Source organism: Dokdonia sinensis (assembly GCF_003688895.1).
In the GTDB taxonomy this organism is placed as follows: Bacteria; Bacteroidota; Bacteroidia; order Flavobacteriales; family Flavobacteriaceae; genus Dokdonia; species Dokdonia sinensis.
The window spans coordinates 1-24,346 of record NZ_REFV01000011.1; the positions used below are offsets into that span (position 1 = coordinate 1).

The following is a 24,346-nucleotide window of genomic DNA, read 5'->3' on the forward strand; positions in this document are numbered from 1 at the left end:
GCAGACTGATAACTACTAACTGATAACAAATAGCACTTGTAAAACATTTACGATTGAATAATAGAAATAGCCCTTAATAAAAAAAGACTGTCCGAATAGTTTTCAGACAGCCTCATTTTTTTTGCTTTCACTTAAGTGTCTACTGTCTCAAATCTCGGGTCTATTTAATATAAACTGTTTTCTTATTTACAAACTCTTGAATCCCATCTGAAGATAACTCACGGCCATAGCCTGAAATCTTTGTTCCGCCAAAGGGTAAATTAGGGTTACTTTTTACCATATCATTTACAAATACAGCTCCATCCTCAAAAAGGGGTATAAGTTTTTCAACACGCGCTTCATCCTTGGTAAAAATAGAAACTCCCAATCCAAAATCAGATTGGTTAACAAGGTCGACCGCTTCTTCATCCGTCTTAAAGGTTGTTATAGAAATTACAGGCCCAAAGGTTTCTTCTTTGAAAATGGTCATTTCTGGTGTCACATCAGTAACTATTGTGGGTTCAAAATATGCGCCGTGTCGGTGTCCACCTAGGAGTACTTTGGCTCCCTCGGAGATAGATTTTTGTAATTGTTCTTCGAGTTCTTTGGCGAGGTCTTCTCTAGCCATTACACCTATATACGTGTCTGGATCCATTGGATCTCCTGACTTTAATTGGGTAACCGCTTTCGCGAAAGCGGACAAAAATTTATCATAAACTTTATCCTCAATAAGCAATCTTTTTCCAGCAATACAACTCTGTCCCGTATTCTGATATCGTGCCTGAACGCAAGTCTGAACTGTAGCATCAAAGTCACAATCGTCAAAAACGACCAAGGCATTGCTCCCGCCCAACTCTAAAACGGACTTTTTAATCTCGCTCGCAGCCGTACTCGCCACAGCCGCGCCGGCCGGTTTACTTCCTGTAAGCGTTATGGCCTTGATTCTAGGGTCGCGCACGATATTCTCAATGCGGTCACTACCTATGGCCATATTCTGGAAGCATCCCTTAGGCAATCCTGCGCGTTCAAAAACTTTTTGGATATTCTCTGCACTCTGCATCACATTACTTGCGTGCTTTAAAAGACCGATGTTTCCAGCCATAAGCGCAGGAGCAATAAAACGGAATACTTGCCAGAATGGGTAATTCCAAGGCATTACAGCAAGTACAACACCTATGGGATCGTAACGTACATAACTTTTTGAGGCTTCGGTCTCTATGTTCTTAATTCCCAGATGCCGCTCTGAATTCTCTGCATAATACTCACATACCCAGGCACATTTTTCAACTTCGGCGATGGCTTGGGATATGGGCTTCCCCATTTCTCGTGTCATTGTCTCCGCATACTCTTGTTTGTTTTTCTTGAGTTCCTTAGCAACATTAATCAAATGCGTGCTGCGTTCCTTATAAGGTGTCTTGCGCCAAGATTTGAATGTACTTTGTGCGCGTGTAAGTTTCTCTTCGATTTCATCAAGATTTAGTGCTTTAATGGTCGCAACTTCCTCTTGATTATATGGATTTATGGATGTTATATTCATTTTGAACTGGTTTTTCATAAAGTTAGTTTGAGACAAACTTAAATTAAGTGGGCTTAAGAGCATTTTAACGTGACGTAAATTAAAAGGTCTTAAGAAAATGTGAATTGATACGGTTTTAAGAAAATTCAGCTCTTAGAGCCGTAAATTTATAGAACCAATCATATTTATGCTATTCCAACAAAACAAAACAGAAAAAGATACCACAATAGTGGAGGCATTTCAGAATGCCGCTGATAATGTAATTGACCAATTGCCACAACTGGCAATGGGATTGCTTATCATTGTTTTAGGCGTTTTGATAGCTGGATGGATAGGAAAATTTGCACGTAGAAAGATTTCAGCAAAAACTGAAGATCCTTTAATGAGTAGATTTTTGGGGACGGCAATACGTTATACGTTTATAATTATAGCAATTATGCTCGCATTGAGGGCAGCTGGCCTTGGAGGTATTGCCGCTGGTATTTTGACAGCTGCTGGCGCTAGTGCCGTCGTTCTCGGTTTTGCCTTTAAAGACATAGGTGAAAATTTTATTGCTGGAGTGATTCTGGCCTTTAACAGGCCTTTTAATGTGGATGACACAGTAATGGTGGGCGATAATTTTGGAAAAGTAAAAGCCCTAGATTTAAGATATACGAAACTCAAGACCTTCGACGGAAAAGATGTTTATATTCCAAATAGTGATGTCCTTACAGAACCTGTAACAAATTATACTGAGGATGGCTTCTTTAGATGGGATTTTATTATTGGAATTGCCTATGAAGATAATATCGAAGGTGCAAAAGAAACGGTTTTAAAAGCACTAGCTCAAGAACCTAATGTCATTAATGACGAACTTCACGAGAATTTTGTTATTGAAGATGAACTCGCTACAAGCACTGTAAACCTAAAGGTTTTCTTTTGGGTGGACACAAAAGATTTTAGAAAACAAGCGCTTATTACAAAAGGTAATGTGGTGCGGAAAGTAAAAGAAGCATTAGAAGATGCTGGATATTATATGCCAGCAGACATACAAGAAATTAAACTTTATGGCGGCGTGAAAGAGTTTCCGCTTAGCTTTAGGCAACAAGCCGATACAAACATTGAAAATTAAAAAATACAACTATGGAAGTAATATTTGAATACCACGATGTAACAGCTAGTGAAGCATTAGAAGCTTTTACAAGAGAACAACTAAATAAGTTAGGAGACAAATATCAATTTGTACACAGAGCAGATGTTTTCTTTAAACTAGAAAATACATCAAGTGACCAAACGGGAAAAATCTCTGGTGTGAGATTAAGTATGCCTGGACCTAGAATGTTTGCAGAGTCAAGTTCTGACGACTTTCACGCTTCTCTCAAAAAAGCGATAAGCGAGGTTGAACAACAACTGCGCAAAAAGAAAGAGAAAATGCAGTCTCACCACTAAAATTAAATTTATGCCAATCGATATGACACTAGCAACAGACAAGAATGAACTCATTGTAATCTATACGCCAGAATCCAGTATTGGAAAACAGGTTTTAGGCTATGCAAAAAGTAGCGAGGCTAAGACCAATCTAGTTAACATCTCTGAGGCTGGACTCACAGGTACACAATGGAGCGAGGTTGCAGATTTGCTAGGGGCGAGTCTAGATGAATTGGTCGCCAAAGATCATCCTGATGTTTCTGGACTTTTAAAAGGAGCTACGATGAGCGATGATGACTGGATTCATTTTATCCAAAACAATCCTATCGCCATACAACAGCCTATTCTAATTCAGGGAACTAAGGGAATGCAGGTTAAAACACCTTCTGACGCAATGCGTTTTATAGGTGTAGATAGCGCTGGTCTTGAAAAACACAATGTGGGAGATGACCCTGATATATCTTCTAATACTGAGGGAGAATCTCAGGTTTAAGTTCAAACAATGTAATAAGTTATAATAAAGCCCGATGAGCGATCGCTCATCGGGCTTTATAACAAGAGTAACTAGTGTAACTAGTCTTCTTTCTCGTCAACCACCGTTAATGGTTGAATTTTCATTTTTACCTCTCTGTATTTTTTAAGTTGCTGGCGCGTAAGGATGTCGCCCATTTCTCGCGTTTCTTCCGTGCTTAAAATGGCCAATTTGTCTAACATTTTCTTGCCTTCATACTGATCCTTTATCTTATTCTTGCTTATGAGGAATTCTGCAACTTTCTTTTCAAAAAGTAAGGGTTGCTCTCCATTCATATAAAGGTGCTTGTTATATTCTGCTGTAATTTCCTTAGCCTGCTTTTCTATAGAAAGTGAGCTGTTTTGGAAATACTGATCCTGAGCATAGGATACTGCAGTTGTGCTTATAAATAGTAATAGAATTATTATCTTTTTCATTTTTCTAAATTCTACTGGTTAAACTTCTCTTCATTAAAATCTCCATTAAAAACAAAAGAGCTCTGTTCTTTACGCTTACGTTCGCCTCTTTCTGCATCTTGTAAATCGTCTGGGAGTGAGCTTATGTCACCACCATAGTATCCTATGGCTGTAGCTGTTGCTACGTGAAAATCATCCGGAAAATTAAATTCCTTCTTTGCTTTTTCATAATCTATACCAGCCATCTGGTGTAATGCTATGCCGTTGTGTTGTGCTTGTATGGCAACATTTGCCATATACTGTCCTAAATCGTGCAATGCGTGAAAATTTTCTTCTCCTTTAGGATTAGTTTTCTTAAACGCACTCAACACTAAGGCTGGAGCATTTTTTGCCCATCCTTGATTAAATTCTACCAAACAGTCAAATATCCTATCGTACATCTCAGTTCCCTTAATCCCATAAATAATAGCCCACGGCTGAAAGTTGTTTGAACTGGGCGCCCACCGTCCTGCTTCAAATAACTTCTTGAGTTCATTATCAGAAATTGGCATATCATCGAAAGCTCGAGGACTCCATCTATTCTTTATTTCTGGTAAGATTTGAAATTTAGTAGGTGTCTCTTTTTTCGTTGCACTTGTATTTTTTTTCATAGATTGATTTTTCTTTTAAAATTACTATAACTACCCATTGCGGGATAGACTTTTAAAAATCTTTAACTGCTATATTGATAAGACTTTAACAACCGTCTTCTTTCTAGATTGTTTACAAATGGTTGATATTTATTTTTTTGCTTTCGCGAAAGCGTACTTATCCTCAGTACATTTAAAAAACTGCTAGAGCTATGAATGATAGACCCAATGATATAAAGCGCATCCGCCCCGAAATCCCAAGCGCGCGCATTACCGAAAATATGAGTCCGGATGAGCATTTTCAGAATGCTACGCTACGACCCGTAGTCAAACTTCAAAATCCGTTACTTATTGAAGTGTTTAGAAACTACATCAGTAAGTGGAAAAACGTCTTTTATGACCTTTCTCTTGAAAAACGATTGGCTTACATTGAGAATGCAATTCATAAGGATATGAAATTTCGCAATAGCGTAAAGGGTATGATTATAGGTCAATTTACTGTGGAAGAATATTTGATTTACACTCAGAATTCTTCGGCGCTCAATAAGCGTATTATGAACCTTGTAAAGGAAAGATTAATAAGTCAGATTCAGCTTTTTGAACGACCTACAACGCTAACTAAAGCGAGCTAATGCAAATTCCCACAGACGTTCCTAAACCACATAATAATAGTCCAATAGACCCATCATCGCCTATTGAACTTATCGTATTTATCGTACTTCCTATCTTACTGATAGTCACTTATATCATTGTGAGAAAAAGGCGTAGAGACAAACGTAATAAGGATAAGGATTAGTCTTCCAGAAGCGATACACCATTGAGGTCTGTTGTAAGTACATCGCTCATATAATCAAAGAAAGGTCTTAAAAGCTGGAAATGTGCTACAACCGTATCTGGAAAATCTGGCGCGGTTACTTGGGCATCTGTAAATTTTCTGGTGACCACAAAATTCTTAAGCCTTATTAGGTCTATATTTGGACCGTCCACGTTAAATCCACGAGGTGCAGTTTTAACCGGGTCCCAAGCATCGAATGCTCCTCCATACGCTTTGACAAAAGCGGGCTCTGCCAGAATTGCACGTATCTCACTCGCATCCATCTCAAACTCTTGCCGTATACGTTTTAAATCTGCTGGTTCTGGCCCAAAAAACCCACCTCCTATCATAGAGTTACCATTGGGTTCAATACGTAAATAATAGCCACCACGACGATGCGCTCCTGCCCTACTAAAACTGGCACTACGATGCACATTGTATGGAGTCTTGTCATTACTGAAGCGTATATCCCGATTTATACGAAATACCTTAAGTTTTTCAATCTCATCCGTCTTACTCAGTCCTTGTTGAATCTGAGCATATACCTCTTTAAGTCTTTTCTCACTCGCCAGATATTCCTTTTTATTTTCAGTCATCCAGTCACGATGATTGTTTTTCTTGAGCTTAGTTAAAAAGTCGAGCGATGATTTTGGGATAGATGCCATTATTTCATATTGTCTTATCACACTAAAATACGATTTAAAAGTAGAAAACCGCCACACGAGCGCGTAGCGGTTTTCATTCACCAATCAATCAAATACAGCATTATGCGTGCTGTAACTCGTGTTTACCCTCGTTAATCTCTTCTATCATTTTATTATTGAAGGCTGGTAAGTCATTAGGATTTCTACTAGTTACTAAGGCCTCGTCCACAACTACTTCCTTATCTACCCATAACGCTCCTGCGTTTGTTAAGTCGGTACGTATGGACTCAAATGATGTCATAGTCCTACCATTTACCACCTCGGCATCAATTAATATTTGAGGTGCGTGGCATATAGCTCCTACGGGCTTACTTTGCTTGAAAAAATCTCTCACAAAAATTAGGGCATCATCATTACGACGTAGTTTATCTGGGTTTATTACTCCGCCTGGTAACATTAGAGCATTGTAATCTTTTGCACTTACATTTTCTAATGTGTTTGTGACTTTATATTCGTTTGACCAATTTCCGTCGGCCCAACCTTTAATCATTCCTGATTTATCACTTATAATATCTACGGTAAATCCAGCATTTTCCATCGCCTCTTTGGGTGATTTTAATTCACTTTCTTCAAATCCGTCTGTTGCTAAAAATGCTACTCTCTTATTCATAATCTTTCTATCTTTTTAGTTAAACAATTAATTCAATATAAAGATACTATCAAGCCCCATCCATTGTAGTTAAAGGGATTGTAAAGGATGAAGGGCAAGGGTTAAACCTTTGCCAATAAGAAGAAAATAGTGTTAAGGATGTTAAATCTGGACGTCCTGCAGGATCAATCCGCTGGCTTGCGCAATACGCGTGAGCTTAATATGGTTTCCCTCTTGAAGCGTGCTTTTAAAATAATCTAAAGTAAGATTGCCCTGTCCAAGATCAAAAAGTGCTCCCATCATCAGTCGTATCTGATGTCTTTTAAATCCTTTTCCGCTTACGCGAAAGAGGAAACTCTCTTCAGGAAAAAAATTTGCGGTATACACATCATTCAGAACGATTTCGGCCACCTCTACTGTACCGATGGTCTGTGTCTCAGGATTAGGTTTATACGTATAATTTCGGAAGTCATGTGTACCCTCAAAAAGTCGCGCGGCCTGTTTCATAAGGTCAATATCCAGCATCCCCGCTATATTAATCATAAATGGTGCTGCAAAGGGATGACTCTTCTCGCCGAATGAGAACACATAAATATATTCTTTCCTCTTAGGAGCGTCAATCACATTGAACTTTTTATCAACTTGAGTAATTTCAAGACAACGAATATCCTGGGGAAGATTTGCGTTGAGCATTTCTAAAAATCCATTCTCAGGCAACGGTTTGTCATTTAGGAAAAGTTCTACGTAAGCAACATTTGCAGATACCTTTGCATCTGTCCTTCCCGCTGCGAGTAACTTAAAGTTCTTTCTTTCTAATATATAGGAGAACGTGCGTTCCATCATACGTTCTACCGTAAGTACATCAGGTTGCTTTTGCCACCCGTGATATCGGAAACCGAGATATTGAATTTTAAGAAGGTAGTAGAAACGTTTTTCAAACATATTTCAAAAGTAAATTTTTAATTATGAATTGAAATGTGTTGAGGCAAAAAGTCAAATGTTGTTAATAGCAATTTCAAAAAAATTGTACATTTAAGAACTAACAACCTAAAACCGACTATTATGAACAAACCAAACGCACTATTTTGGGTGATTGCTGTAATTGCCCTTTTATGGAATATTATGGGCCTAAGCGCCTTTACAGTAGATACTTTCTTTTCTGAAATGCTTCAATCATCTTATACTGCAGCACAAATAACTGCCGTTGAAAATGCTCCTATATGGTCAAAAATAGCTTATGGTACTGCCACCATCACGGGATTTCTGGCAGCGGTTTTTCTGCTTATGAAGAAAAAATTAGCCGTAAATTTATTTCTAATCTCCCTTCTTGCTTCTGTAGTTCACGGCATTTATATATCGATTGTGATGGGAGCTCCAGAATTATTTGGAACTTTTCAGGGTATTATTTTTCCTGTCATCATCATTGTTCTAGACCTTTTCTTTTACCTGTATAGTAAGAAATGTGCGGCTAAAGGCTGGATAAAATAAAATACGGCAACCTTTGCGCAAAGGTCACCTTGTATTAAGGTGGCCTTTATTATTTTTAGACAATGAAACATATTTTGGGCTTTCTTGATACGCAACCGCTTTGGAAAAAAGAACAATTCGGTTTGAAGCAATTTGAGATGCCTGAGATTGACCTTGAAACCTTTACGCCCGCTCCTATCCCTACAAAGCTCAGGCTTGGACATCAGGTAGAATATATATTCAAGCAACTCTTAGAACATTCGAGTCACTACGAAATTCTTGCGCATAACATTCAGATCAAACGAGGGAGTGAAACCATAGGTGAGCTGGATTTTATAGTAAATGACTTACGCTTTCGCGAAAGCGGAACATCTCTTCCCAGCAACAAAAAATTGCTCCACATCGAACTTACCTATAAATTTTACATCATAGACCCGTCTATATCAGAACCCATACACCGACTTATGGGTCCCAATAGAAAAGATATGTTCTTTACTAAAATGGAGAAAACGCGTGATAAGCAACTGCCACTACTATTCTCTAAAGAAAGCCAGCAGGTCTTAGCGCACTTAGAAATTGACGTAAATGAGATAGAACAGCAAACGTATTATATAGGACAGCTTTTTGTACCCTACAATGAGAACATACCATCTATAAGACCTCTAAATATGGATTGCGTAACTGGGTTTTGGGTAAAGATGAAAGAGTTTGAAGATGTATGCCACTTCGGCTCCGCTCAGCACAGGTTTCGCGAAAGCATATTTTATATCCCCCACAAATATGAATGGTTACATCAACCTCATAATGAAGTCGCGTGGCAATCGCACCTGGATATTTTAATGGAAATAAACATCAAACACATAAACAATTACGCACCTATGATATGGATGAAAAATAGGGATGGCACGATTACTAAAGGTTTTGTGGTATGGTGGTAACGGTAGATTTGAAGATTTATATGTAACCCTTATTTTGAGTAATGAAATTCCCCTTTGACCCGTCCATAAAACATCACTTGCTCATTGCTCTAGGACTTGCCGTATGGATATTTGTGTTCTTATATTTTACAAAACCTCTGGATGTAAATGAATTTACGAGTACGGAAAAACTCATATACCTGCCTTTATACGGACTTTTAGGGGCTCTTTGTTATACTTGTATGCTTCCATTCCAGAACTGGTTTTTTAAACGGCAAGAAAAGCAATGGTCGTTAACGAGCGAACTCTTATTCTTCGGTCTTTTTATTCTCTTTGCATTTTTAGTGATGCGTGGATTTTACCTATATGTCATTGTGTATGGACAACCTAATCCCTATTCACTTCAATATTATTTGACGGGGATTTTCTTTCCTGCAATACTGGTCATCATTCCTATTATTTTCATAGGTCGCTTTGCTTTTGGGAAGTATAAAGAAAAGCAATTGGAAGAACAGAAAATCGAAATTAAAGGAGACGGGAATTATGAAGGGCTACGATTGCTATTTTCGGACTTAATAATGCTGGAAGCTTCAGATAATTATGTAGAAATTCACTTTCAGGATAATGGGAATTATAAAAAACAGCTTGTGCGCAACAGACTTTCTGCATTAGAAAGCACCCATAAGAATTTGTTACGTACTCACAGATCGTTTCTCATCAATCCTGAGCACTTTATTTCTTATAAAACGGACAAAAGCAAACTTGGACTAGCACTTTCCCACAATTTATTCGTACCAGTTTCTAAGACTTGTGCCACAGCAGTCAAAACAGCCCTAAATTTCACCACAGACTAGGTTCATTTCGCCCCAAAGCACAGTATATATTGAGTTTAGAGGTTTTTTCGTAATAGATTTGTTTCATCAAATAATCACAACGATAACCTTAAAAAACATCTTATGAAAACGCTATTATCACTTTCGGTTGCCATTTTTATTTCCTTTTCCGCTTTCGAGAAACCTGTGCTGAGTCCTTCGACTTCGCTATGGATAAACGTAGTCGAAGTAGCAGAATCCCAACAAACTTGTGACTGCAAAAAAGACCTCGCATACATCAATGAGCAAGTGCAGGAAATGGTCTCATTTAAGAAACAAATCAAAGGAGAACAACTCAAAAATTATTTGAGGTTATATGACGACTTATACTCATCAGTGACAGAAGAAACTCCAATCGCCGAATGTTATCTAAAGTTGAACACATTAATATCAATGGTACGAGATAAACACGCGAGAATCCTTCACATAAAAAATCCAATCACAAATGAAATGTTAGAAAGTGACTCTGCAATGGAAACCTTTAGAACAAGTGAAGCATTTTTAAATCATCCCAAAACAGATCAAGATATCACCAAGTTGTCAAGTAAACTTGCCGAAAAGGAATATGAATCCATAGAAGGTATTTACGCATATCAAGATATGTTGAAAATCGGCATCGTGAAAAATGGCGAGATATATCAAGGTGTGGTTTTAGAATCAACGTCTAAAAACTGGCTTCCGGGACAAATAAAATATACGCTTAAACCCGTTGCCGAAAATATGTATGATGTTATGACATCAGATTATCCTGGAGGTAAGATGCGTATTCTAAGAGCTTTGTTGCACTATGATGGCCGTATATGGCATCTTAAAAAGGATAATGATGAGGAGTATACGCACGTAGGTGAAGACCAAAACGATTGGGAATTCAAGCAGATAGATGATTACACGCAGTATGTTTACTTTGGGAGTTTCAGTAATGCAGATGAGAATGTACAAGCTTTTGAAAAGTTTTACGAAACATATAAGGAAGCTTTTACAGCTAAAAACATCATCGTAGACCTTAGAGATAACGCTGGCGGAAATTCAAAATACTCTGACCCTTTTTATAAAATCATTAAAAAGAACAAAATGAATGTTTTTGTAGTAACAAACTTCTTCACAGGAAGTAATGGTGAGCAGTTCACACTAAAGCTAAAAGGATTAAAAAATGCCAAGCATTTAGGACAGCGCACCTACGGAGCCTTAGCTTATGGAAGTAATTATGGTAAATTACTAGAAACACCATCAGGAGAGTTTGCTATCTATCCTACGGATATGAATTTTCATAAGTTTATCGATTATGAATACGTAGGAGTTCAACCAGAAATGCAACTAGACTTTGATAAAGACTGGATTGAGCAGACACTAGATATCATTGCACAGCAATAGTAATAGCGTTTTCTGGGAAGTGATTATTCCAGGAAAAAGAAACCCGCAGTCGTAACGATTGCGGGTTTTGTGTTTTTGAACTTATTTGTGTCTCGCGATCAACGTTTTCTCCACATCTCGTAAGTGGAAACCTTTTGCTTGGAGCAAGAGCATCATATGAAACAGCAAGTCTGCGCTTTCATTAAGAAACAGGTGGTCATTATCATCTTTGGCTTCTATAACGACTTCTACGGCCTCCTCGCCCACTTTTTGAGCGACTTTATTGATACCTTTTCTAAAAAGCAATGCCACGTAAGAATCTGCGTTTTCTTTATTGTTCCAGCGGTCTTCTATAATCTCCTCTAGCTCGTTTAAAAAACCGAAGTTTGTACGGTTACGTTCCCCCCAGCAAGTGTCCGTTCCTTTGTGACAGGTAGGCCCTTGGGGATTTACCATTACGAGTAAAGCATCTTTGTCACAGTCGTTCTGGATACTAACCAGATGAAGGTAATTCTTGGTTTCCTCTCCTTTAGTCCATAACCTACCTTTGCTACGACTATAAAAAGTGACTTTTTCCGTTCGCATAGTGGTGTCAAATGCCTCCTGATTCATGAAACCAAGCATCAAGACATTCTTAGTACGTGCATCCTGAATGATTGCTGGCACAAGACCATCATCGTATTTTTTAAAATCTATTTCCATATTTTTTTATATTGAATTAAGAGTTCTGCCATAGGAATTATATTCCGAAACAGAAATGATCACATTTACAATCGAACGGCTATTCCCTGAGAGGCCAATTCCTTTTTCAAATCAGGTATTTCAATTTCTTTAAAGTGGAAAACACTTGCAGCCAAGGCGGCATCAGCTTTCCCTTCTATAAATGCATCTGCAAAATGTTGCATATTTCCCGCGCCACCGCTCGCAATAATAGGGATGTTTAACTCTTCCGAAAGTCTAGCCAAAGCCTCGTTTGCAAAGCCATCTTTTGTCCCATCATTATCCATAGAGGTAAAGAGAATCTCTCCAGCACCACGCTCCTCAACTTCCTTTGCCCAATCAAAAAGATGATGCTCCGTAGGAACTTTACCACCCACTAAATGTACAATCCAGTCGCCATCTATGTATTTTGCATCTATAGCCACTACAATACATTGAGAACCAAACTTGGCAACCAATTCATTAATAAGCTCAGGACGTTTTACAGCACTAGAATTTATAGAGATTTTATCTGCTCCGTTTTGAAGTAAGATATCTACATCTGCTACAGAAGATATACCTCCACCTACGGTAAAGGGGATATTCACTTGGGAGGCAACACGTAGTACTAAGTCTGCTAGCGTTTTACGGCGCTCCTCTGTTGCCGAAATATCTAGAAAAACCAGCTCGTCTGCTCCAGTTTCTGAATAAACTTTTGCCAGCTCAACAGGGTCGCCTGCATCGCGTAGATTTACAAAATTCGTTCCTTTTACAGTCCTGCCATTTTTAATATCTAAACAAGGGATTATACGTTTTGTAATCATCGGCTATTCTTTTCCAGCAATATCATCTGCTTCTTTTTTCTCATTTTTACTGTCCAAATCACTACCCTCTAAATCACCGTCATCCTCTACTTGATTTAAAATGTTTAAATCAAGTCCGGCGTAGAAACCTAAAGGTTCATTAACAACAAGCTTCACAAGGGTTGCAATTTGCCCTGTGTGATATGAAAAATGCTCTACGGCGTGAATTACGAGTCCCATTCCAGAGAGGTCAAAACCTTGCACTTTATATTTTTTAAGTAAATCTTCTTCTGATGCATTTTGTATGGTTGATGTGACCTCCTGACCTAAATGGAGCAATTGCTTTAAGAGCTCATCCTTTGTGGGTCCATCTTCTGCATTAAATTCTTCCTCTCGGTTTCTATTATCAGCTTCTCCACCCAAACCAGAGATCACATACTGTTTTAGGTTCCCAATGATATGCAACAGCTGATTTCCAAGTGTATTTATTGCTAGATTCTGTTTTACCCAAGTCTCATCATCGTCTACTTTAGATAAAGCAATACTCACCATTCTAATATTTTCATCAAGTCTGTATATGACGTTGCTCTTAAAATCCTCAGTCCAGTTTCCCATTACTTTGTATTTAAAATATAATCTTCTAGTTGTTTAAGGCCAATACGATTTTCATAAATCGCCTTACCTATAATTGTACCCTCACAGCCCATCTCAGCTAGTTTAGGAAGCTCATCAAAGGTAGAGATTCCACCAGAGGCTATCAATTTTATTCCTTGAGCTTTTTCTAGAATCTCTTCATAAAGTTCAAAACTGGGCCCTTCTAGCATCCCGTCTTTACTAATATCTGTGCAGATGACGTGCTGGATTCCTTCAGTTTGATAGTCTCTAATAAAATCTACCACATCATCATCGGACTCCTCAAGCCAACCAGAAATTGCAATCTTACGATGATGCGCATCTGCTCCAAGAATAATCTTATCACTTCCGTACTTCTTAATCCATCCTTTAAAAATGTCTGGATTTTTTACAGCGATGCTTCCTCCTGTTATTTGCTTTGCTCCGCTTTCAAAAGCAATACGTAAATCATCGTCGGTTTTCAATCCACCGCCAAAATCTACACTCAAACTTGTTTGACTCGCAATCTGCTCCAAAATTTTGTGATTTACGATATGCTTACTTTTTGCTCCATCTAGATCTACTAAATGCAGAAATTTGATTCCGTGCGCCTCAAAGCTCTTTGCAACCTCCAGTGGATTCTCATTGTAAATTTTCTTCGTGTCGTAATCGCCCTTTGAAAGACGAACGCATTTTCCTTCTATGATATCTATGGCTGGTATTATTCTCATTGTTAAAAGTAGAAATTAGAAAAACGAAAGTAGAGAGGTGCTCTCGTGAATTCGTTAATAATTAGCTTTTTATTGTTCATTTGTGACTTAATCAAAGTAGAAGTTAGAAAAACGAAAGTAGTAGAGATTTGCATATCTAAACATTTCTAGCTTTTTCCTTTCTTGAGTTTTGCTTTTGCTGTATTGATGGATGCTACTGTAATTCTTAAAATTTCGTCGCCTTCTTTCCATAGGCGTTGTGCTTCACCTTTGTCTCCATCCCAAATCTCAAGCAATATTTCTAGCCAAAAACAGGACTCATCTGCCTCTTCTTCTACGATTTTAAGCTTGTTTATAAAGTCGGCGTCGGATTTTGGGCGTTGTGATGCACGCCAATTTGCTCCTACCGAACTTGAACTCTTCAGTAATTGGAAAACCAGATTATTATATTCCCTAGATTTAGGCAACAGAGCACATAAATTCCAGCAATCAATTGTAAACCGTTTTGTTCTGAGCTTTAAATCCTGCATAGCAATTTTTCTACTTTCTACTTTCGTTTTTCTACTTTTTTACAATTCCATTTGTAAGAAATTCTTTAAAATCCTCTCCCCAACAGCACTCGACTTCTCTGGATGAAACTGGGTTCCGTAGAAGTTCGCTTTCGCGAAAGCGCCACTATAATCAACTCCATAATTGCACGTAGCAATAGTATATTTAGTCACGGGAGCATAGAAACTGTGCACCATGTAAATAAATGATTCTTCAGGAATATCTTTAAACAATGAAGACTTTAGATCCGAAATAGTATTCCATTGAATCTGCGGAATTTTGAGAGCTACATCTTGACCATCACGGTCACTAAACGGAGGAGAAGTGAAGCGTACCACATCTACATCAAAAATCCCTAAACCTTCAGTATTCCCCTCCTCAGAGCCATTGCACATCAACTGCATCCCAAGACAAATGCCTAAAACTGGCTGTGTGAGCGTATGGATCACCTTGTCCAATCCTGTTTCTTTGAGCTTTGTCATCGCGCTACTCGCCTCTCCTACTCCTGGGAAAATGACTTTATCTGCACTTCGAATTTCTTCCTCTGAATCACTCAAAATTGCTTCGAACCCTAAGCGTTCAATGGCAAATTTGATACTTTGGATATTTCCTGCTCCGTAATTAATAATAACTATTCTCATACTGTTGTTTATACTTACCCACTAAGTTGCCCTACTTCGGCTCCGCTCAGTAAACGGGCAAAATCTAGCAGGATACTTGCTAGATTTTGAAAGTTTTAATCAAAATTCAGTGTAAAAACTACCGTCTACCGACTATAGACTACCGACTAATTTTCCGATTTCTACTTTCGTTTTTCTACTTTTTACAACATCCCCTTTGTCGAGGGTAAAATCATCTTCTCCGCATCGCGCTTTACGGCAACCTTAATCGCCTTTGCAAATGCTTTAAAGATTGCCTCTATCTTGTGGTGTTCATTTGTGCCTTCGGCTTTGATATTTAAGTTTGCTTTTGCACCGTCTGTAAAGGATTTAAAGAAATGATAAAACATTTCTGTAGGCATCTTACCTATCATCTCACGTTTAAAATCGGCTTCCCAGACGAGCCAGTTTCTTCCTCCAAAATCTATGGCAACCTGTGCTAGGCAGTCGTCCATAGGCAAGCAAAAACCGTAGCGTTCTATACCTAATTTACTCCCTAATGCTTTCGCAAAAACTTCGCCCAACGCAATCGCAGTATCTTCGATGGTATGGTGCTCATCTACTTCCAGATCTCCTTTAACCGTGATGTCCAAGTCCATCTGACCGTGGCGTGCAATTTGGTCCAGCATATGATCGAAGAAGGCGATTCCTGTATCAATTTGTGACTTACCCGTTCCATCGAGATTGAGCTTAATGTTGATATCGGTTTCATTGGTCTTTCGCGAAAGCATAGCTACCCTACTCTCCAGCTTTAAAAACTCATATATTTTTTGCCAATCGTTTGTTTCTAAAGCAATGTCTTTATTGAGCTCTTCTTCAGAAATTGTGATTTCTCCAGTTCCTAAATTGGTATTATCATTAATATAGATTCCTTTGGCTCCAAGATTGGTCGCGAGTTGCATATCCGTTAGCCTGTCGCCGATTACAAATGAGTTTGCGAGGTCGTAATCCTCAGAAAAGTACTTTGTAAGTAACCCAGTTCCTGGCTTTCTGGTGTCCTTATTTTCGTGGGGAAAAGTTCTGTCCAGAAAAACTTCGTCAAAAATAACTCCCTCGTTCTCAAACGACTTCATTATAAAATTATGAACGGGCCAGAATGTATCTTCTGGAAAAACATCTGTTCCTAATCCGTCTTGATTCGTTATCATTACGAGCTCATAGTCCAGCTCCTGCGCAATTTTTCCCAGCCACGTAAAGGCTTTAGGGTAAAAGATCATCTTCTCAAATGCGTCGATTTGCTCATCTACAGTTTCTTTTATAATGGTACCGTCGCGGTCTATAAATAATACTTTCTTTTTCATTTTATTTTTTTTGAGCCTATCTAGCTTAAACTTTTAAGCGCTTTAATGAGCGCTTGATTCTCTTGTAAAGTTCCCACGGTAAATCGTAAGGTATTCTCACATAAGGGTTGAGAGCTCCGATTGCGTACTACTATTCCTTTTTTTATGAGTTCGTCGTAACGAGTGTTTGCATCATCTACCCGTGCCAAAACAAAATTTGCATCCGAAGCGAAAATCTGCGTCACAAAAGTAACTTCCCTTAAAGCATCGAGGAGCGCATTTCTATTATTTAAAATAAGGTTTACTTCCTCATTAACTTCATTTACAGCTACCACTCGCTCATAAGCCTTTACTTGTGTAAGTTTATTTACATTATAGGGTGGTTTAATTTTGTTCAAGACATTTATAATTTCTTCGCTCGCAAAGCATAACCCTAAGCGTATTCCTGCAAGTCCGTAGGCTTTAGATAATGTTTGTGTTACGACCAAGTTGGGATAATTAGACAATTGAGTTATCCAACTTTCGGCGGGAGCGAAATCTATATAGGCTTCGTCTATGACTACTAATCCCGAGAAAAGTTCTAAAATTTCAGTAATCACCTGAGCGCTTATGAGGTTTCCTGTAGGATTATTAGGCGAGCAGATAAATATCATTTTAGTATGAGCATCTACCTCCTTAAAAATAGCACTGATATTCGGTTGGAATTGCTCGTTCAATAATACTTCTCTATTCTCAATGTCATTTGTTGCACATAGTACGCCGTACATTCCATACGTGGGTGGCAGACTAATCACATTGTCTCTTCCAGGATTGCAAAAAGCTCTAAACAGTAAATCTAGTACTTCGTCGCTTCCGTTTCCTGCTAAAATTTGTTGGGTTGTTACACCCTTTTGACTTGCAATTAATGCTTTTAAATCTCCTTGCTTCGGGTCTGGATAACGATTCACACCATTTTCAAATGGATTTTCGTTTGCATCTAGGAACACCATTTCTTGGTCAAAATCTGTAAACTCATCCCGCGCAGAGCTGTAGGGCTTCATCCTCGCCACATTGGGGCGGATAAGGTTTTTTAAATTAAATTGTTTTTTCATCTCAACTTATTTAAACGCAGGGTAACGGCATTCTTATGCGCATCCAGTCCTTCGGCTTCGGCCATTAACTCTATGGCGTTTCCTATGTTTTGGATACCTGTTTCAGTAATTTTCTGAAAGGTCATACTTTTCATAAAACTTTCCAGATTTACACCGCTGTACTGCTTTGCATAGCCATTTGTAGGTAAGGTATGGTTTGTACCAGAAGCATAATCGCCAGCACTTTCGGGCGTATAATTCCCTATAAAAACGGAGCCAGCATTGATAATTCCGTTCACATAAAAATCTTCGTCCTCCACACAAACTATGAAATGCTCTGGTCCATATTTGTTAATCAAATCAAGTGCAATGGCATCATTCTCTACATAAATGAGCTTGCTATTTTCTATTGCTTTTTGAGCTATACGCTTTCGCGAAAGCGTACTCATCTGTACTTCAATTTCCTTTTCTACATCCGAAATCAATTGCTTAGAGGTCGAAACCAAAATTACCTGACTATCTACTCCGTGTTCTGCCTGACTGAGTAAATCTGACGCTACAAAAGAAGCATCTGCCGTATCATCTGCCACGACAAGGAGTTCGCTAGGTCCAGCGGGCATATCTATAGATACACCAAACTTAGTCGATAATTGTTTTGCCACAGTTACAAATTGGTTTCCTGGGCCAAATATCTTGTACACCTGAGGAATAGTCTCTGTGCCAAAAGTCATTCCGGCAATAGCTTGGATTCCGCCCACTTTAAAGATCTTAGTCACACCGCATAAATTTGCCGTGTATAAAATGGCGGGATTTATATTTCCTTGTTTATCTGGTGGTGTACACAACACGATTTCTTCACATCCCGCAATATTAGCAGGAACAGCGAGCATTAATATGGTAGAAAAAAGTGGCGCTGTGCCTCCCGGAATGTACAATCCTACCTTCTGGATAGGTCGTTTTTCTTGCCAGCAGGTAACTCCTTCGGTGGTTTGGACGGTAATTCTTTCGGTTTTTTGAGCGGTGTGAAATTTTTCGATATTGCTTTTGGCGAGTTGTATCGCTTCTTTCAGGTCGTCAGAAATAAAGTTCTTTGCGTCTTCTATTTCTTTCGCGGAAGCGTAATTATTCTCAAGCTCCACATTATCAAAAATGGAGGTGTACTTTGCTACGGCTGTATCTCCGTTTTCACGCACGTCCTTAAAGACACCGTTCACGGTTTCCTCTATGTCGTCTACTGTTTGTGTCGGGCGTTTTAAAATTGCCTCCCACTCGGCTGGATTTGGATTAAAACTTTTGTTCATTACAATACCATTTTTTCGATTGGGCAAACTAGAATTCCCTCTGCTCCTTCTTTCTTGAGTTCGTCTATTATGTCCCAAAATTGATTTTTATCGATGACGGAGTGCACACTACTCCAGCCAGATTGAGCTAGTGGCAATACCGTGGGACTTTTCATTCCTGGGAGAATGCTTATTACTTTTTCTAGCTTTGCATCGGGTACGTTAAGTAATACGTACTTATACTTCTGCCCCTTTAAAACGGATTGAATACGGAACTGCAATTTCTTAAGGATTGCGTTTCGGTTTTCATCTATGGTAGGAGACACGGTTAGTACAGCCTCGGAGGTGAGCATAACCTCTACTTCTTTTAAGTTATTCTTAAATAAGGTAGAGCCACTAGAAACGATATCACATATCGCATCTGCAAGCCCGATGTTAGGCGCAATTTCTACAGAACCATTAATAATGTGTAAGTCTGCAGTCACGCCTTTTTCTGAAAGATACTTTGTAACGGTATTAGGGTACGATGTCGCAATGCGCTTGCCCTCAAAATCTTTTACTGAGGTATAGGTATCTCCTTTAGGAATTGCAAGGGATACTTTGCATTTCGAAAAGCCCAGACGCTCCACAATTTGAAGGTCTTGTCCCTTTTCTATCAGCGTGTTTTCGCCTAGTATGGCAATGTCTACCACGCCATCTCTTAAATACTGAGGGATATCTCCATTACGTAGGTAAAAAACCTCAAGCGGGAAATCTCTCGCACTTGCCTTGAGCTGGTCTGTCCCATTATTTATGGAGATACCACAATCCTTAAGCAATTGTAGGGACTCCTCGTTGAGTCTACCTGATTTTTGAATAGCAATTCTAATTTTTTCTTCCATTTTTTGCAATTTTATGAGCCATCCAAAACAAAAAACCCGTTTGAATGTCTCAAACGGGTTTTTACTATATGACTTATGCACATACCTAACTACCTCGCTGAGCGATTGCTGTAGTATGGTGGTGATGTACTTGTGTTTTTCTCATTGTCTGGTACAAATGTAAATGTCTTAATTGTTAAAAACAAGTGGATAACGCAATTTTAATTTCTTTTTAAGAGGTTCTGTTTTACTTAATTTTGGTAGTATTATTTTTTGGGGAAATAGTACAACTTATGAAAGGATTTCTGTCTGCGCTGTTCGTGTTTATAATATGGGCAGGAGCTAGCATATATTACCTTAGTCTAGGGGAAGAAAGGTCGGTGCATATTGCAACCGCGACAAACCCTTTGCCTATTGAGGAAGAAAATGAAACTCCAAGGGAAACTCCTCTTTCTCAAGAGACACTTACCGCTAATTCAGATAAAAATCTTGAAAGCTTAATTGAGACAAATATAGACGACGCTCAGAAAACCCCGCAAAGAGATATCGACACGAATGAAGCGGAAATACAACGTTCTCCACAAATTGTAGATGCCCAGATACTGGCAGACGAAATCAAAAGAACGATTGCAATAAGTGATACTATTGATATAAATCGTGATGAACCAGAGCAATCTTTAGACAATGCTATAGTTATCACTAAAGGACCGACTGTCTCGACAGAGACTTTTTATCCCAAATACGATAATACAGATCTTATTTTGGATAATAGGCTCGTCTCCTATGCCACCGATTTAAAGGCGCTTCTAGAAAAAAACCCAGAAAAAAAAGTAACCATTATAGGACATACAGATAATGTAGGAAATGGTGTTGATAATTTTCAAATTGCCCTACGCAAGGCAAGGCAAGTAAAATGGTATCTTACGAGTCGTAGAGGGATTCCCAGAAAAAAAATCACAGCAATATCACGTGGTGAGGAAGAGCCTATTGAAAGTAATGACAGTAAATGGGGTCGTAGTAAGAATAACCGTATAGAAGTAATCATCGATTAATGACCAATAGCATTTTCATCAATATTACACAAGAGAGTATATCGATACCCGTCGTATATATCGAGGCTTTTGTGATGATGTTTGTGTCGTTTCTCATAGGTTATGTGGGCGCTAGGCTATATGCAAACCTTCAATACAAAAAACAAACTGCTACTTACGATCAAAAAATAATCGAACTTGAAAAGCAGGTTATAAAACTTAAGGAAGAGAATGATCGTGTTCCTGAAGATCGCTATCAAAAAGATAGAATGGATCAAGATTTTGAGCAGGTGAAGTTTCAAAAACGGGCATTTTCTGAGCACGTTTTGGCAGAAACAGTAGAGGTGATTACACCGCAAGGCATAAATTTTGATAAGATAGGCAGAGCCACAAGAGAAGAAAAAGACGATTTGCAGGAAATCATAGGTATAGGTCCCTATACCGAAACTAAGCTTAATGACTTAGGCATATACACCTATGATCAAATCAGCAAATTCTCTGATGAAGATATTGCCATTATTACAGATTTAATCAAGTTCTTCCCTGACCGTATAAAAAATGACAGGTGGGTGGCTAAGGCAAACGACCTTAAGTTCAAAAAGTCTCAACAAAACGATAACAACCACTCAAAAAAAAAGATGATGTATGAAAAAACCACCCGTTAAGGTGGTTTTTTTAGTTGCGCTTTCGCGAAAGCGGAATTAATCCTTAGTTATTTCCTAATATCAAGGGAAGCCCAGATTCTCCAGATCCTATGACAATTACTTTGGAATTAGGTGATTCTGACAACTTAATAGTTGCATCTATTCCTTTATCCTGTAAGATCTTATCTGTGAGTGATGCACTTAATATTTGGTTTGCATCTGCCTTACCTTGTGCCTCTATACGTACTTTCTCTGCTTCCTTAGATGCCGTTACTAAACGAAATTCATACTCCAAAGATTCTTGCTCTTGTCTAAGTTTACGCTCAATAGCCTCTTTTATTGTGTTAGGCAGAGTTACGTCACGCACTAAAACCTCGTTAAGCTGAACATACTGCTTACTTAAAATAGTCTTCGTTTCTTCAAAAATCTCATCTTGTATAGCATCTCTTTTACTCGAGTATAATTGCTCAGGTGTGTAACGACCCACAACGCTACGGGCAGCAGATCTAATGGCAGGCTGTATTACCCGCTGCAAATAATTTACCCCAAGACTCTGGTGTAGATTACCTAAATCATCATATACAGGCTCATACCAAGCAGAGGCATCTATCTGTATTTCTAGACCATTAGAGGACAACACCTTCATTTTTTCAAACAACTCTTGCTGTCGCACCTCATAAACATACACTTTGTTCCAAGGCAAGACAAGGTGAAATCCTTCTCCCATAGGTGGTTCATTTGTTACAACTCCGTCACCAAAAGTTTTAAATAACACGCCTGCCTCTCCAGAATCTATTGTTACAGCAGATTTTGCTAATACAATGACCAGCAGAATGACTCCGATTATAATAGGTAATCCAATTTTAGGTAATTTTTCCATAGTATTTTAGTTTGTTAATTTAGAGTTTAAGTAAGTCCATTATACTTGCGCATAAACCACTCTAACGCAAGTAAGGCAACTAATGCTGCAAGTAACCAACGCCAATCTATTAAAGGTACAACATTTTCGTTGCTCTTTTGGATAGGCCGGTATCTATCGTCAGTCACCAGATCATTGATGAGCATTTCCGTGTCGTCTATTGCGTATAGAGTCCCTTTAGAATCAGACGATAGCTTTCGTAGAGAAGCTATATTTGCATTGAGAAATTGCTGCTCTACCTCAAAAGGGATAATAGTAAAACTCCCGCTTCTGGATATTCCTTGATCTTGTGCCGTTACTGTAAAAGAATACTCTCCTGCATCCAAATTACTCAAATCTATCTCATAACCGTTGCGTTGCAAAAGGAAAGGTGCAGCATACACTTCTTTTGTTTCTTTATTAACCACACGCATATTAAGCGTAGCCCTAGCGTCAAAAACATAATTCTTATCAAAATACTGACAGTAAATTTTTACATCACCATTGCCGTAATAAAAAGAATTAAAATCTACATCGAGTCTTGATTTTTTCTTGTCAGAAGCTGCATATTGAACAAGTTTATCTACAAAATTATCGAAATCTTCAAAACTCCTTTTATCTAAAAAACTTTGTGCTCTCCATCTCCATAAGCCACTTCCCAGCAGATATACTGACCTCTTTCCGCCTTGGTCTGCTGCAAGGAGTAAAGGATCATCTGTACGGACTCGACCTATACGCTGATTAAGCGCAATATCAACCTCTCCATTTCTGGTGACTTCTCCAAAGCTATTCTCTAACGGCGGAAAATTCTCAAAACCTAAATCATCTATAAGAAAAGAAGAAAAATTCAAGTTAAGGTCTGCAAGTACGTCTTCCTTCTGACCTGTGATTTCCTTTCTTATTATAGATTGTACGCCGTTCAAAAATCGCCAATCTGTCTCTTTTCCAGTAACTATAAAACTATTTTTCCCGAGACGATTGATCTCATCAAAAACGTTACTAAAATTTCGGTTGGGCTGATACATTAAGATTAACTGATAATCGTTTAACTTTCCAAAACCCTCTGAGGGCTTTAGTAATGTGACAGAACGCAATCTGTTGCTTTCTATACTCTTTTTTAAAACACCGATATCCGGATGAACTAAATCTGAGATAATGGCAACGTTTGTCTTTTGGTCTATAACCTCAATAGCAAAATTCTTATAGTTATTGGTTGTATTCTTTTCACTATCTATACTACTAAGAGCAATAGAAAACTGACGTACTCCAACCACCTCCGCAGGGAGAAGTACATTTATAACTTTAGAAACAACATTGGGTGAAAAATTAAGTGTTTCTCGATGTAATGTTTTTCCAGATGAGCTTATCGTAAGTTGCGTACTTATATCATTGGTGCCATTATAAGTGGCAAAAATTTCTACTGGAAACTGATTATTGATATACGCATAGCGATTTACGTTAATCTGACCTAATTTGAGGTCGTCATAAACGATGGTATCTCCAGCCACGAGAGTATAAATAGATTGTTTAGTATTTAGTAATGTGTACGCGTAATTTTTACCAAAGGTTTGATTACCATCACTCAACAGCACAACTGGAGCGACTTCGTTTTTATATAAAGTTTTTAATGAGTTAAGCGCTTGGGCAATATTTGTTTGTTTTTCAGAGAATGAGAGACTGTCTAGAGGTTCCGTAGTGGTTCCAAATTTAAAAAAGGTAATATCAAATGCTTCTTGAAGTTGTTCGCTTTCGCGAAAGCGTACCACCGCCTCTCTTACCCGTTTATCATATCCCAAGTGCTCAATACTTGCCGAATTGTCTACCGCTATAGCAAGTGCAGGCTTTTCTGTAAAGTAGGTAACTTGTTTGTATTTGGGATTTATTAGGAGTAGTAAGAGCCCGAATACAGTAAGAAAACGAAGCAACGCATAGATTCGGTTACGACTCGTTTTATATTTTGATTTATAAAAATATTGAAACACCGCAATTCCCAAAGCGAGTATTGCGGCACCAATAATTAAAAATATCGTTGATGTTTGCATAAAGATTTCAAAATCAATTAAACCTGATTTTGAATGGG

The 24,346-nt window shown here is 38.4% G+C and carries 29 protein-coding genes; 11 read left to right on the forward strand and 18 right to left on the reverse strand.

Annotated elements, in window-relative coordinates; all coding sequences use genetic code 11:
- Positions 1-160: 160 nt before the first annotated feature.
- Positions 161-1,516 (reverse strand): NAD-dependent succinate-semialdehyde dehydrogenase, encoded by a 1,356-nt coding sequence (locus tag EAX61_RS11260; protein WP_121917936.1) that lies wholly within the window; start codon positions 1,514-1,516, stop codon positions 161-163.
- Between the two features lie 166 nt (positions 1,517-1,682).
- Between EAX61_RS11260 and EAX61_RS11265 the strand changes: the two genes are divergently transcribed.
- From EAX61_RS11265 to EAX61_RS11275, 3 genes are read left to right on the forward strand one after another with little or no spacing between them, the layout of a single operon-like run.
- On the forward strand, positions 1,683-2,606 hold the full coding sequence (locus tag EAX61_RS11265; protein WP_121917799.1) for a mechanosensitive ion channel family protein: 924 nt from the start codon (positions 1,683-1,685) through the stop codon (positions 2,604-2,606).
- An 11-nt stretch (positions 2,607-2,617) separates the two neighbouring features.
- Entirely contained in the window at positions 2,618-2,923 is a 306-nt protein-coding gene (gene hpf, locus EAX61_RS11270) for a ribosome hibernation-promoting factor, HPF/YfiA family (RefSeq protein ID WP_121917800.1), read from the forward strand.
- Positions 2,924-2,933: 10 nt separating this feature from the next.
- Positions 2,934-3,395 carry an arsenate reductase family protein gene (locus EAX61_RS11275; protein WP_121917801.1) on the forward strand — a complete coding sequence of 154 codons (462 nt, stop codon included), beginning with the start codon at positions 2,934-2,936 and terminating at the stop codon, positions 3,393-3,395.
- An 80-nt stretch (positions 3,396-3,475) separates the two neighbouring features.
- Here the strand turns inward: EAX61_RS11275 and EAX61_RS11280 are convergent, their stop codons facing one another.
- A complete protein-coding gene (locus EAX61_RS11280; RefSeq protein ID WP_121917802.1) occupies positions 3,476-3,850 on the reverse strand; it encodes a hypothetical protein in 375 nt (124 codons plus the stop codon).
- A gap of 11 nt (positions 3,851-3,861) precedes the next feature.
- On the reverse strand, positions 3,862-4,479 hold the full coding sequence (locus EAX61_RS11285; RefSeq protein ID WP_121917803.1) for a nitroreductase family protein: 618 nt from the start codon (positions 4,477-4,479) through the stop codon (positions 3,862-3,864).
- Between the two features lie 191 nt (positions 4,480-4,670).
- Here EAX61_RS11285 and EAX61_RS11290 point away from each other — a divergent pair, with 191 nt between their 5' ends.
- Positions 4,671-5,090, forward strand: a complete 420-nt coding sequence (locus EAX61_RS11290) for a glyoxalase (protein ID WP_121917804.1) — start codon at positions 4,671-4,673, stop codon at positions 5,088-5,090.
- A complete protein-coding gene (locus EAX61_RS11295) occupies positions 5,090-5,254 on the forward strand; it encodes an adenylosuccinate synthetase (RefSeq protein WP_121917805.1) in 165 nt (54 codons plus the stop codon). The genes EAX61_RS11290 and EAX61_RS11295 overlap by 1 nt, the downstream gene beginning before the upstream one ends.
- On the opposite strand, the gene EAX61_RS11300 is transcribed toward EAX61_RS11295, so the two are convergent.
- The 3 genes from EAX61_RS11300 to truA form a co-directional block, all read right to left on the reverse strand.
- Positions 5,251-5,958 (reverse strand): DUF2461 domain-containing protein, encoded by a 708-nt coding sequence (locus tag EAX61_RS11300; RefSeq protein ID WP_347337926.1) that lies wholly within the window; start codon positions 5,956-5,958, stop codon positions 5,251-5,253. The two genes, EAX61_RS11295 and EAX61_RS11300, sit on opposite strands and share 4 nt — an antisense overlap.
- 79 nt (positions 5,959-6,037) lie before the next feature.
- A complete protein-coding gene (locus EAX61_RS11305) occupies positions 6,038-6,586 on the reverse strand; it encodes a type 1 glutamine amidotransferase domain-containing protein (RefSeq protein ID WP_121917806.1) in 549 nt (182 codons plus the stop codon).
- Positions 6,587-6,727: 141 nt separating this feature from the next.
- Positions 6,728-7,507, reverse strand: coding sequence for a tRNA pseudouridine(38-40) synthase TruA (gene truA, locus EAX61_RS11310; protein WP_121917807.1), 780 nt, complete (start codon positions 7,505-7,507; stop codon positions 6,728-6,730).
- A 120-nt stretch (positions 7,508-7,627) separates the two neighbouring features.
- Here truA and EAX61_RS11315 point away from each other — a divergent pair, with 120 nt between their 5' ends.
- The 4 genes from EAX61_RS11315 (at position 7,628) to EAX61_RS11330 (ending at position 11,192) form a co-directional block, all read left to right on the forward strand.
- Positions 7,628-8,053, forward strand: coding sequence for a hypothetical protein (locus EAX61_RS11315; protein ID WP_121917808.1), 426 nt, complete (start codon positions 7,628-7,630; stop codon positions 8,051-8,053).
- A gap of 62 nt (positions 8,054-8,115) precedes the next feature.
- Entirely contained in the window at positions 8,116-8,970 is an 855-nt protein-coding gene (locus EAX61_RS11320) for a DUF1853 family protein (protein ID WP_121917809.1), read from the forward strand.
- Positions 8,971-9,011: 41 nt separating this feature from the next.
- On the forward strand, positions 9,012-9,803 hold the full coding sequence (locus EAX61_RS11325) for a LytTR family DNA-binding domain-containing protein (RefSeq protein WP_121917810.1): 792 nt from the start codon (positions 9,012-9,014) through the stop codon (positions 9,801-9,803).
- A gap of 102 nt (positions 9,804-9,905) precedes the next feature.
- Complete coding sequence (locus tag EAX61_RS11330) at positions 9,906-11,192, forward strand: S41 family peptidase (protein WP_121917811.1); 1,287 nt, start codon at positions 9,906-9,908, stop codon at positions 11,190-11,192.
- Positions 11,193-11,273: 81 nt separating this feature from the next.
- Here EAX61_RS11330 and hisIE read toward each other — a convergent pair whose 3' ends face one another.
- The 10 genes from hisIE to hisG all read right to left on the reverse strand — a co-directional run bounded on the left by hisIE (position 11,274) and on the right by hisG (position 19,714).
- Positions 11,274-11,873: a bifunctional phosphoribosyl-AMP cyclohydrolase/phosphoribosyl-ATP diphosphatase HisIE gene (hisIE, locus tag EAX61_RS11335; RefSeq protein ID WP_121917812.1), complete on the reverse strand. Its 600-nt coding sequence runs from the start codon at positions 11,871-11,873 to the stop codon at positions 11,274-11,276.
- A 65-nt stretch (positions 11,874-11,938) separates the two neighbouring features.
- Positions 11,939-12,694, reverse strand: a complete 756-nt coding sequence (gene hisF, locus EAX61_RS11340) for an imidazole glycerol phosphate synthase subunit HisF (protein ID WP_121917813.1) — start codon at positions 12,692-12,694, stop codon at positions 11,939-11,941.
- Between the two features lie 3 nt (positions 12,695-12,697).
- The gene (locus EAX61_RS11345; protein WP_121917814.1) at positions 12,698-13,288 is read right to left on the reverse strand and encodes a DinB family protein; all 591 of its coding nucleotides are present in this window, start codon (positions 13,286-13,288) and stop codon (positions 12,698-12,700) included.
- Positions 13,288-14,016 (reverse strand): 1-(5-phosphoribosyl)-5-[(5-phosphoribosylamino)methylideneamino]imidazole-4-carboxamide isomerase, encoded by a 729-nt coding sequence (gene hisA / locus EAX61_RS11350; protein WP_121917815.1) that lies wholly within the window; start codon positions 14,014-14,016, stop codon positions 13,288-13,290. Before hisA ends, EAX61_RS11345 begins: the two co-directional genes overlap by 1 nt.
- 146 nt (positions 14,017-14,162) lie before the next feature.
- Positions 14,163-14,525: a four helix bundle protein gene (locus EAX61_RS11355; RefSeq protein ID WP_121917816.1), complete on the reverse strand. Its 363-nt coding sequence runs from the start codon at positions 14,523-14,525 to the stop codon at positions 14,163-14,165.
- Positions 14,526-14,564: 39 nt separating this feature from the next.
- The gene (hisH, locus tag EAX61_RS11360; protein ID WP_121917817.1) at positions 14,565-15,185 is read right to left on the reverse strand and encodes an imidazole glycerol phosphate synthase subunit HisH; all 621 of its coding nucleotides are present in this window, start codon (positions 15,183-15,185) and stop codon (positions 14,565-14,567) included.
- 182 nt (positions 15,186-15,367) lie between these two features.
- Complete coding sequence (gene hisB / locus EAX61_RS11365; protein WP_121917818.1) at positions 15,368-16,504, reverse strand: bifunctional histidinol-phosphatase/imidazoleglycerol-phosphate dehydratase HisB; 1,137 nt, start codon at positions 16,502-16,504, stop codon at positions 15,368-15,370.
- Positions 16,505-16,524: 20 nt separating this feature from the next.
- Positions 16,525-17,574: a histidinol-phosphate transaminase gene (gene hisC, locus EAX61_RS11370; protein ID WP_121917819.1), complete on the reverse strand. Its 1,050-nt coding sequence runs from the start codon at positions 17,572-17,574 to the stop codon at positions 16,525-16,527.
- The gene (hisD, locus tag EAX61_RS11375; RefSeq protein WP_121917820.1) at positions 17,571-18,854 is read right to left on the reverse strand and encodes a histidinol dehydrogenase; all 1,284 of its coding nucleotides are present in this window, start codon (positions 18,852-18,854) and stop codon (positions 17,571-17,573) included. Before hisD ends, hisC begins: the two co-directional genes overlap by 4 nt.
- On the reverse strand, positions 18,854-19,714 hold the full coding sequence (hisG, locus tag EAX61_RS11380; RefSeq protein ID WP_121917821.1) for an ATP phosphoribosyltransferase: 861 nt from the start codon (positions 19,712-19,714) through the stop codon (positions 18,854-18,856). The genes hisD and hisG overlap by 1 nt, the downstream gene beginning before the upstream one ends.
- A gap of 272 nt (positions 19,715-19,986) precedes the next feature.
- Here hisG and EAX61_RS11385 point away from each other — a divergent pair, with 272 nt between their 5' ends.
- Both EAX61_RS11385 and EAX61_RS11390 read left to right on the forward strand, forming a co-directional pair.
- The gene (locus tag EAX61_RS11385) at positions 19,987-20,745 is read left to right on the forward strand and encodes an OmpA family protein (protein ID WP_121917822.1); all 759 of its coding nucleotides are present in this window, start codon (positions 19,987-19,989) and stop codon (positions 20,743-20,745) included.
- Positions 20,745-21,389, forward strand: coding sequence for a hypothetical protein (locus EAX61_RS11390; RefSeq protein WP_121917823.1), 645 nt, complete (start codon positions 20,745-20,747; stop codon positions 21,387-21,389). The genes EAX61_RS11385 and EAX61_RS11390 overlap by 1 nt, the downstream gene beginning before the upstream one ends.
- A 43-nt stretch (positions 21,390-21,432) precedes the next feature.
- Here EAX61_RS11390 and EAX61_RS11395 read toward each other — a convergent pair whose 3' ends face one another.
- Positions 21,433-22,248, reverse strand: coding sequence for a prohibitin family protein (locus EAX61_RS11395; RefSeq protein ID WP_121917824.1), 816 nt, complete (start codon positions 22,246-22,248; stop codon positions 21,433-21,435).
- A 26-nt stretch (positions 22,249-22,274) separates the two neighbouring features.
- The gene (locus EAX61_RS11400; RefSeq protein ID WP_121917825.1) at positions 22,275-24,308 is read right to left on the reverse strand and encodes a VWA domain-containing protein; all 2,034 of its coding nucleotides are present in this window, start codon (positions 24,306-24,308) and stop codon (positions 22,275-22,277) included.
- Between the last annotated feature and the right edge of the window lie 38 nt (positions 24,309-24,346).

What these genes read in the sequence shown, in the direction of transcription:
- EAX61_RS11260 (WP_121917936.1), bottom strand. Translation starts at nt 1,516, where the DNA reads ATGAATATAACATCCATAAATCCATATAATCAAGAGGAAGTTGCGACC.
- EAX61_RS11265 (WP_121917799.1), top strand. Translation starts at nt 1,683, where the DNA reads ATGCTATTCCAACAAAACAAAACAGAAAAAGATACCACAATAGTGGAG.
- hpf (WP_121917800.1), top strand. Translation starts at nt 2,618, where the DNA reads ATGGAAGTAATATTTGAATACCACGATGTAACAGCTAGTGAAGCATTA.
- EAX61_RS11275 (WP_121917801.1), top strand. Translation starts at nt 2,934, where the DNA reads ATGCCAATCGATATGACACTAGCAACAGACAAGAATGAACTCATTGTA.
- EAX61_RS11280 (WP_121917802.1), bottom strand. Translation starts at nt 3,850, where the DNA reads ATGAAAAAGATAATAATTCTATTACTATTTATAAGCACAACTGCAGTA.
- EAX61_RS11285 (WP_121917803.1), bottom strand. Translation starts at nt 4,479, where the DNA reads ATGAAAAAAAATACAAGTGCAACGAAAAAAGAGACACCTACTAAATTT.
- EAX61_RS11290 (WP_121917804.1), top strand. Translation starts at nt 4,671, where the DNA reads ATGAATGATAGACCCAATGATATAAAGCGCATCCGCCCCGAAATCCCA.
- EAX61_RS11295 (WP_121917805.1), top strand. Translation starts at nt 5,090, where the DNA reads ATGCAAATTCCCACAGACGTTCCTAAACCACATAATAATAGTCCAATA.
- EAX61_RS11305 (WP_121917806.1), bottom strand. Translation starts at nt 6,586, where the DNA reads ATGAATAAGAGAGTAGCATTTTTAGCAACAGACGGATTTGAAGAAAGT.
- truA (WP_121917807.1), bottom strand. Translation starts at nt 7,507, where the DNA reads ATGTTTGAAAAACGTTTCTACTACCTTCTTAAAATTCAATATCTCGGT.
- EAX61_RS11315 (WP_121917808.1), top strand. Translation starts at nt 7,628, where the DNA reads ATGAACAAACCAAACGCACTATTTTGGGTGATTGCTGTAATTGCCCTT.
- EAX61_RS11320 (WP_121917809.1), top strand. Translation starts at nt 8,116, where the DNA reads ATGAAACATATTTTGGGCTTTCTTGATACGCAACCGCTTTGGAAAAAA.
- EAX61_RS11325 (WP_121917810.1), top strand. Translation starts at nt 9,012, where the DNA reads ATGAAATTCCCCTTTGACCCGTCCATAAAACATCACTTGCTCATTGCT.
- EAX61_RS11330 (WP_121917811.1), top strand. Translation starts at nt 9,906, where the DNA reads ATGAAAACGCTATTATCACTTTCGGTTGCCATTTTTATTTCCTTTTCC.
- hisIE (WP_121917812.1), bottom strand. Translation starts at nt 11,873, where the DNA reads ATGGAAATAGATTTTAAAAAATACGATGATGGTCTTGTGCCAGCAATC.
- hisF (WP_121917813.1), bottom strand. Translation starts at nt 12,694, where the DNA reads ATGATTACAAAACGTATAATCCCTTGTTTAGATATTAAAAATGGCAGG.
- EAX61_RS11345 (WP_121917814.1), bottom strand. Translation starts at nt 13,288, where the DNA reads ATGGGAAACTGGACTGAGGATTTTAAGAGCAACGTCATATACAGACTT.
- hisA (WP_121917815.1), bottom strand. Translation starts at nt 14,016, where the DNA reads ATGAGAATAATACCAGCCATAGATATCATAGAAGGAAAATGCGTTCGT.
- EAX61_RS11355 (WP_121917816.1), bottom strand. Translation starts at nt 14,525, where the DNA reads ATGCAGGATTTAAAGCTCAGAACAAAACGGTTTACAATTGATTGCTGG.
- hisH (WP_121917817.1), bottom strand. Translation starts at nt 15,185, where the DNA reads ATGAGAATAGTTATTATTAATTACGGAGCAGGAAATATCCAAAGTATC.
- hisB (WP_121917818.1), bottom strand. Translation starts at nt 16,504, where the DNA reads ATGAAAAAGAAAGTATTATTTATAGACCGCGACGGTACCATTATAAAA.
- hisC (WP_121917819.1), bottom strand. Translation starts at nt 17,574, where the DNA reads ATGAAAAAACAATTTAATTTAAAAAACCTTATCCGCCCCAATGTGGCG.
- hisD (WP_121917820.1), bottom strand. Translation starts at nt 18,854, where the DNA reads ATGAACAAAAGTTTTAATCCAAATCCAGCCGAGTGGGAGGCAATTTTA.
- hisG (WP_121917821.1), bottom strand. Translation starts at nt 19,714, where the DNA reads ATGGAAGAAAAAATTAGAATTGCTATTCAAAAATCAGGTAGACTCAAC.
- EAX61_RS11385 (WP_121917822.1), top strand. Translation starts at nt 19,987, where the DNA reads ATGAAAGGATTTCTGTCTGCGCTGTTCGTGTTTATAATATGGGCAGGA.
- EAX61_RS11390 (WP_121917823.1), top strand. Translation starts at nt 20,745, where the DNA reads ATGACCAATAGCATTTTCATCAATATTACACAAGAGAGTATATCGATA.
- EAX61_RS11395 (WP_121917824.1), bottom strand. Translation starts at nt 22,248, where the DNA reads ATGGAAAAATTACCTAAAATTGGATTACCTATTATAATCGGAGTCATT.
- EAX61_RS11400 (WP_121917825.1), bottom strand. Translation starts at nt 24,308, where the DNA reads ATGCAAACATCAACGATATTTTTAATTATTGGTGCCGCAATACTCGCT.